The 5,827-nt window shown below is 67.8% G+C and carries 6 protein-coding genes; 4 read left to right on the forward strand and 2 right to left on the reverse strand.

Annotated elements, in window-relative coordinates; genetic code table 11:
- Window position 1 precedes the first annotated feature (1 nt).
- Window positions 2-1,165: an aminotransferase class I/II-fold pyridoxal phosphate-dependent enzyme gene (locus VF542_RS21175; protein WP_408653684.1), complete on the forward strand. Its 1,164-nt coding sequence runs from the start codon at window positions 2-4 to the stop codon at window positions 1,163-1,165.
- Window positions 1,166-1,170: 5 nt separating this feature from the next.
- Here VF542_RS21175 and VF542_RS21180 read toward each other — a convergent pair whose 3' ends face one another.
- Window positions 1,171-2,181, reverse strand: a complete 1,011-nt coding sequence (locus VF542_RS21180) for a hypothetical protein (protein ID WP_408653685.1) — start codon at window positions 2,179-2,181, stop codon at window positions 1,171-1,173.
- Between the two features lie 169 nt (window positions 2,182-2,350).
- Between VF542_RS21180 and VF542_RS21185 the strand changes: the two genes are divergently transcribed.
- Both VF542_RS21185 and VF542_RS21190 read left to right on the forward strand, forming a co-directional pair.
- Window positions 2,351-2,746 (forward strand): VOC family protein, encoded by a 396-nt coding sequence (locus VF542_RS21185; protein WP_408653686.1) that lies wholly within the window; start codon window positions 2,351-2,353, stop codon window positions 2,744-2,746.
- Between the two features lie 44 nt (window positions 2,747-2,790).
- Window positions 2,791-3,576, forward strand: coding sequence for a DinB family protein (locus tag VF542_RS21190; protein ID WP_408653687.1), 786 nt, complete (start codon window positions 2,791-2,793; stop codon window positions 3,574-3,576).
- 78 nt (window positions 3,577-3,654) lie between these two features.
- On the opposite strand, the gene VF542_RS21195 is transcribed toward VF542_RS21190, so the two are convergent.
- The gene (locus VF542_RS21195; RefSeq protein ID WP_408653688.1) at window positions 3,655-4,227 is read right to left on the reverse strand and encodes a hypothetical protein; all 573 of its coding nucleotides are present in this window, start codon (window positions 4,225-4,227) and stop codon (window positions 3,655-3,657) included.
- Between the two features lie 231 nt (window positions 4,228-4,458).
- Between VF542_RS21195 and VF542_RS21200 the strand changes: the two genes are divergently transcribed.
- Window positions 4,459-5,562: a DNA glycosylase AlkZ-like family protein gene (locus VF542_RS21200; protein ID WP_408653689.1), complete on the forward strand. Its 1,104-nt coding sequence runs from the start codon at window positions 4,459-4,461 to the stop codon at window positions 5,560-5,562.
- The last annotated feature ends 265 nt before the right edge of the window (window positions 5,563-5,827 follow it).

Raw genomic sequence — 5,827 nt, forward strand, 5'->3', positions numbered from 1 at the left:
GATGATCCGGACGTCCGATCCGGTCTGGCAGGGCGCGGCAGATCGCGGCCTGATCGACATCCGGGCGGATCCGCAGCCTGGCAACGCCTTCATCGTGCGCGAGACCGGACACGAGTTCCTCAATATGTGCTCGTGCTCCTATCTCGGGCTCAACTTCCATCCCGCCATCATCGAGGGTGCGATCCAGGCCTTGCGCGAGGCGGGGACGACCGGGCCCTCGATCTCGGCCACGCGAATCCGGCACAATCTGCTCGGCCGGATGGAAGAAGATCTGAGCGATCTGTTCGGCGCGCATGTGCTGTCGGCGCTGTCCTGCAGCGTGGCCACCGCGGCACTCCTGCCGTTGCTGGCCTCCGGCCAGCTGGTTGCCGGCGGCCCGCGGGTCATGGTGTTCGACCGGAACTGCCACTTCAACATGAACTACGTCAAGCCGATCTGCGCCGATGAGAGTCTCGTGCTGACCTGCGACCACAACGACCTGGACGCCGTGGAAGACATCTGCCGCCGGTATCCGAGTGTGGCCTTCGTGGGCGACGGGGTGTACTCGATGGGTGGCGCGGCGGCGTTGCGGGGCCTGCTGGAACTTCAGGAGCGCTACGGCATGTTCCTGTTCCTGGATGACTCACATTCACTGTCCATCATGGGCGAGCATGGTGAGGGCTTCGTCCGCTCCCAGCTGGAGATGAACGAGCTCACCGCCATCGTCGGCAGCCTTGGCAAGGGCTTCGGGACCGGTGGGGGCGTGATCATGCTCGGCGACAGGGGAATGGTCAGTGTGCTCGCCCGGCATGGCGGGCCGCTGGGCTGGTCGCAAGGAATGGGGATCTCCCTGATCGGGGCGACCATGGCGAGCGCAGCCATCCACCGGACTCCCGAGCTGGGCGAGCTGCAGCGGCGACTGCGGGCCAATATCGACTACTTCGACGAGCTGCTGCCGACGCCGCTGGCCGGTAATGGTCTGCCGGTCCGGCGGGTCACGGTCGGTGACACCGACCGGGCACTTCAGATGTCGGCCGAGCTCTATGAGCGCGGCTTCTACAACTCGGCGGTGTTCTTCCCGATCGTGGCCAAAGGTGATGCCGGAATCCGGATCATGCTCCGTTCCGACGTCAGTCGCGAGCAGCTGTCCACTCTCACCGGCTATATCCGAGAACTGTCGCCGTGACAACGCTAGAGCCGCATCACTCCGCCGGGCATCAGCGTCTTGGCGATCCTGGTCACGGCGGCGGGGGTGCCGGAGTTGTACTCCCACGGTGGGCCCTTGACCAGGATCACCACGGCGTAGCGGTCTGAGTTCACGTAGCCGGTGGAGTTGAAGTCCGACGCCTGGGCCCAGTCGTCGTCGTCCTGGCCCCAGCCCTGCTTGATGGCGGCGTTCCGGTCCGCCTGCTTGAGGCCGAAGAACTGGTAGGTGCCGTCGGAGCCGTACTCGGTGGCACGGTGCATGGCCTTGGACAGCCACGGCCAGACCAGCGGGTCGGCTTTGACCTTGGCGTAGAACCTTGCCATGCCGACCGCGGTGATGTGGTTGTTGGACCACCAGCCCACCTTCGTCGGCGGCGATCCCAGGCCGGGGATGCCGTAGTGCTTGGCGATCCAGGGCACCACCTCGTCGCCGCCGGCCAGGCCGTACAGGGCGTCCGCGGCCCCGTCGTCGGACTGCGTGATCATCCGGTAGGCGGTGTCGGCGGTGTCGCCGGTCAGCTGCCTGGTGGCCAGCAGCCGGGTGGCGATGAACACCTTGACCACGGACTCCGCGGCGAACGTGTCGTTGTAGTCGCCGGCGACCCACAGCTTGCCGGTGCTGGTGTCGACGACGGCCACGCCGGCCTGGTATCCGCGTGAGGTCGCGGAGCGGACTGCCGCTTTGATCCTGACGCTGCTGATCGGGACGCGTGCGATGGATGGGACGGACTGGGCTCGCACGGACTGCGACGGGGCGGGCGACTTGCTCGCGGTACGTGACGGGGTCGTGGTGACGGTGGCGGTGGCGGACGGGGAGGTCGCCAGGGCCGACGGTGAGGCCTCGGGTGAGCTCTGCTGGACGGAGCCGGCGGCGGCGTCCGGCCGGCTCTGGCCAGTGGGCTCGGCACCGCCCGGAGGCAGGATTCCCGTGGCGAACAGCGAGACGACGCCCGCACCGGCCGCCAGCGGCAGCGCGAACCACCAGCGCCGGCTCATGCGGTGGCGGCGACTCGGTCAGCGGTCTTGGAAGGCATCCATCTCAGTGAACCATCTTCTTGAAGGTCCGCGACCGCACTGGGGCGGGTGACACAGCACACTTTGAGGTTGCTCTCGATTTCGGGAAAATTGATGGACGGGGCAGGCCGGCGCGCTGAGGATCACTGACATGAGCCTTCGCATCCAATGCTTCTGCATCGACACCACCGATCCTGACCGGCTGGCGACCTTCTGGCAGTCGGCGTTGGGCTGGCGCCGCACGCATCAGGAAGACGACGAGGTGGTGCTCGAGCCGCCGGCCGGAAGTGCCGAGGACGGCGTCGCGCCCGACCTGCTCTTCCTGCGGGTCCCCGAGGCCAAGGCCGGCAAGAACCGCCTTCATCTGGAGGTCCGACCGCGGGACCAGGCCGCTGAAGTGGCCAGGCTGGAAGGGTTGGGCGCCCGACGGGTCGATGTCGGGCAGGGGTCCGATGTCAGCTGGGTGGTGATGGGCGATCCGGACGGCAACGAGTTCTGCGTGCTGCGAGCGCTCACCGACGAGGAGCGTGCGGGCAGCCCGGGCTAGCCGATCGCGTTCCGCCCCGACGGGGTTGTTGAGAAGATGTCCGGGTGACTGACTTCATCGACCAGAACCTGGCCGGCGCCCGGTTCACCGGCGTCGACCTCACCGGCGCCCGCTTCCGCGATGTCGACCTCACCGGCGCCCGGTTCCGCGAGGTCGACCTCACCGGGGTCACGATTCGCGGCGCCGCTCTGGTGGACGTGGAGATCGCCGGCGAGATCAGGAATCTGCGGGTCAACGGAGTGGATGTCGTGCCCCTGGTGGACGCCGAGCTCAACCGTCGCTTCCCGGATCGCGTCAAGATGGCCGCGACCGATGCCCGCGGGTTCGGCGAAGCTTGGGCCATCCTCGAACGGTTGTGGCAGCAGACCGTCGAGCGGGCTCGCCGGCTGCCTGCGGAGCTGCTGCACGAGTCGGTCGAGGGGGAGTGGTCCTTCATCCAGACGCTGCGCCATCTCGTCTTCGCCACCGACGCCTGGGTGACGCGTGCGATCTTGGGGGAACCGTTCCCCTGGCATCCGCTGGATCTGCCCCATGACGATATGCCCGAGCGCCCCGGCGTTCCGCGCGACCAGGACGCGCGGCCATCGCTGGAGGAGGTGCTCGCCCTGCGCGCGGACCGGATGGCCACCGTGCGGCAGCTGATCGCCGATCTCAGCGACGAGCGGCTGGCCGGCATGACCCAGCCGGTTCCGGAGCCGGGTTACCCCGCGTCGGAGAGCTTCCCGGTGCGCCGATGCCTGCGGATCGTCCTCAACGAGGAGTGGGAGCACCGGCTCTACGCCGAGCGGGACCTCGACGTGCTGGAGGCTCGGTCATCCGGAGCCGGCTGATGTCCTCAGCCCGATCCGCCGTCTCCTCACCTACCGCGGAAGGAACCGGGTAGGTGAGGAGATGGCTGGATCAGCGGGTCACAGTTCTCCGGACGAGCCGTTGGAGTCCCAGTAGTGCCATCCGACGCTGGTCAGGGTGTACGCGGTCAGCGCCCCGCTCGTGGTCGTCGTGGGGTAGCGGCTGCTGAGGCTTTCGTCGCAGGTGTACCTCGTCTGGTTGTACATCCCGGAGGTTTGGAGCTTGTACGTCCCGTAGGTCGCGTACGCGGTGGTGAGCGGCGGGACCGGCGCGCTGAAGGACGAGGTTGTGGACACGGTGATGCTCGTGCTGGTGGTCCTCGTCTGCGACGAGTTCACCCCGATGGTGATGATCCCGAGGTTGATGCCGCCCGAGAATGACGTGGTGGTCGAGTAGGTGGAGGTGTAGGTAGCGGAGTTCGTGTAGCTCTCGTTCCAGGTGACCGTGGTGCTGCTACTGCTGTTCTGGAAGCTCCTGGTCGGAATCAGGGGCGTCTGGGCGACGCTGCCGACATTTTGCACGCCGTACCAGGAGTCGTAGCACCAGCCGCCGGGCGGGATGATGGCGTATGCCGCCGTCGGCACGGCCATGATGCCGACGCCGATGCCGACAGCCGCCGCGATGGCCGTCACGGTCCTCCGCAGTCGCCTCGGCTGGACGCTGTGTGCAGGCTTGATTCTCACGCGATTTCTCCTCGGACGGGGGGTAGGGACAAATGCCTTGAGAGGTATAGATGATGAAAAATCCTGATTGGGGGCGGTGATCGTAACCCAGGTTTTACAGCCACACAAGGATCGAGCCGAGGGCCATCGGCTGATGCCGGCAGAGAAACGTCGTCAGAGAAATCGCCTAGCGTGTCAGGCGTGAGGGTGCATCAGCTGTCGCGGACCGAGGCCCGCCGGATCGCGGTGCGCGCGCAACTCCTGGACGGCAACCGGCCGGATGACCTGCTGGACCTGCTGCGCCGGCTGACCCTGCTGCAGAGCGACGCCACCGATGCCGTGGCGCCGAGTGCCGATCTGGTGGCCTGGAGCCGGCTGGGGTCCGGCTACCGGCCTGCCGAGCTGACCGAGGGTCTGCGGGACGGGACGTTCATCGAGCTGCGCGGGATGATCCGGCCGGGTGAGGACATCGCTCTCTACCGCGCGGAGATGGCCCAGTGGCCCGGCTCCGGTGAGGTACCGGGCTGGCGCCAGGCGCAGGACGACTGGGTGAAGGTCAACGACGACTTCCGGCAGGACGTTCTCGACCGGCTCGACCACGAGGGCCCGCTGACCTCGCGCGAGCTGCCCGACACCTGCCTGGTCCCGTGGACGTCGAGTGGCTGGAACAACCACCGCAACGTCAGCATGATGATCGAGTTCCTGGAGCAGCGGGGTGAGGTCGCGGTGGCCGGGCGGCGGGGGCGCGACCGGCTGTGGGATCTGGCGAGCCGCGTCTATCCCGACAACGCGGCGGTCCCGCTGGCCGAGGCGCTGCGGATCCGCAGCGAGCGGCGGCTGCGCTCGCTGGGCATCGTGCGCGCGCGGGCCGCGGAGACTCAGGTCGAGCCGCTGGACGTGGGCGAGGTCGGCGAGCCGGCGGTCATCGAGGGCATCCGAGGTCGGTGGCGGGTCGACCCGGAATTCCTGGGCCAACCGTTGCGGGGACGGGCGGCGTTGCTGTCACCACTGGACCGGCTGGTGTTCGATCGGAAGCGGATGGTGGAGCTGTTCGAGTTCGACTACCAGCTGGAGATGTACAAGCCGGCGGCGAAGCGGCGGTGGGGCTACTACGCGCTGCCGATCCTGTACGGCGACCGGCTGGTGGGCAAGCTCGACGCCACCGCGCACCGCAACGCGGGCGTCCTGCGGGTCGACGCCATCCACCAGGATGTGCCGTTCAGCAAGACCATGGCGGCGGCGGTGCGACGCGAGATCACCGAGCTGGCCCGCTGGCTCCGGCTGGATCTCGCGCTGCCGAGCTGACCGCACAGTCGAAGTATTCGTACCAGCGGGCGGATGCCACTTCGGGTATCCAGTTGCCGTGGCGTGCCGGAACAGCCAGCATGACGGCATGACCTCGTTGCGACACCGTGCGGACATGTTTGTCGACCGTGACGCCGACCCGCGGGAGGGTGGGATCCGGCAGGGTGATGAGCTCGCGACGCTGACCGAGTTCCTGCGTGGTCAGCGCCTGACGCTGCAGCTGAAATGCGAGGGGCTGGATGCCGAGCAGCTGGCTCGCCGCGCG

This window comes from Jatrophihabitans sp. (assembly GCF_036389215.1).
GTDB lineage: Bacteria > Actinomycetota > Actinomycetes > Mycobacteriales > Jatrophihabitantaceae > Jatrophihabitans_A.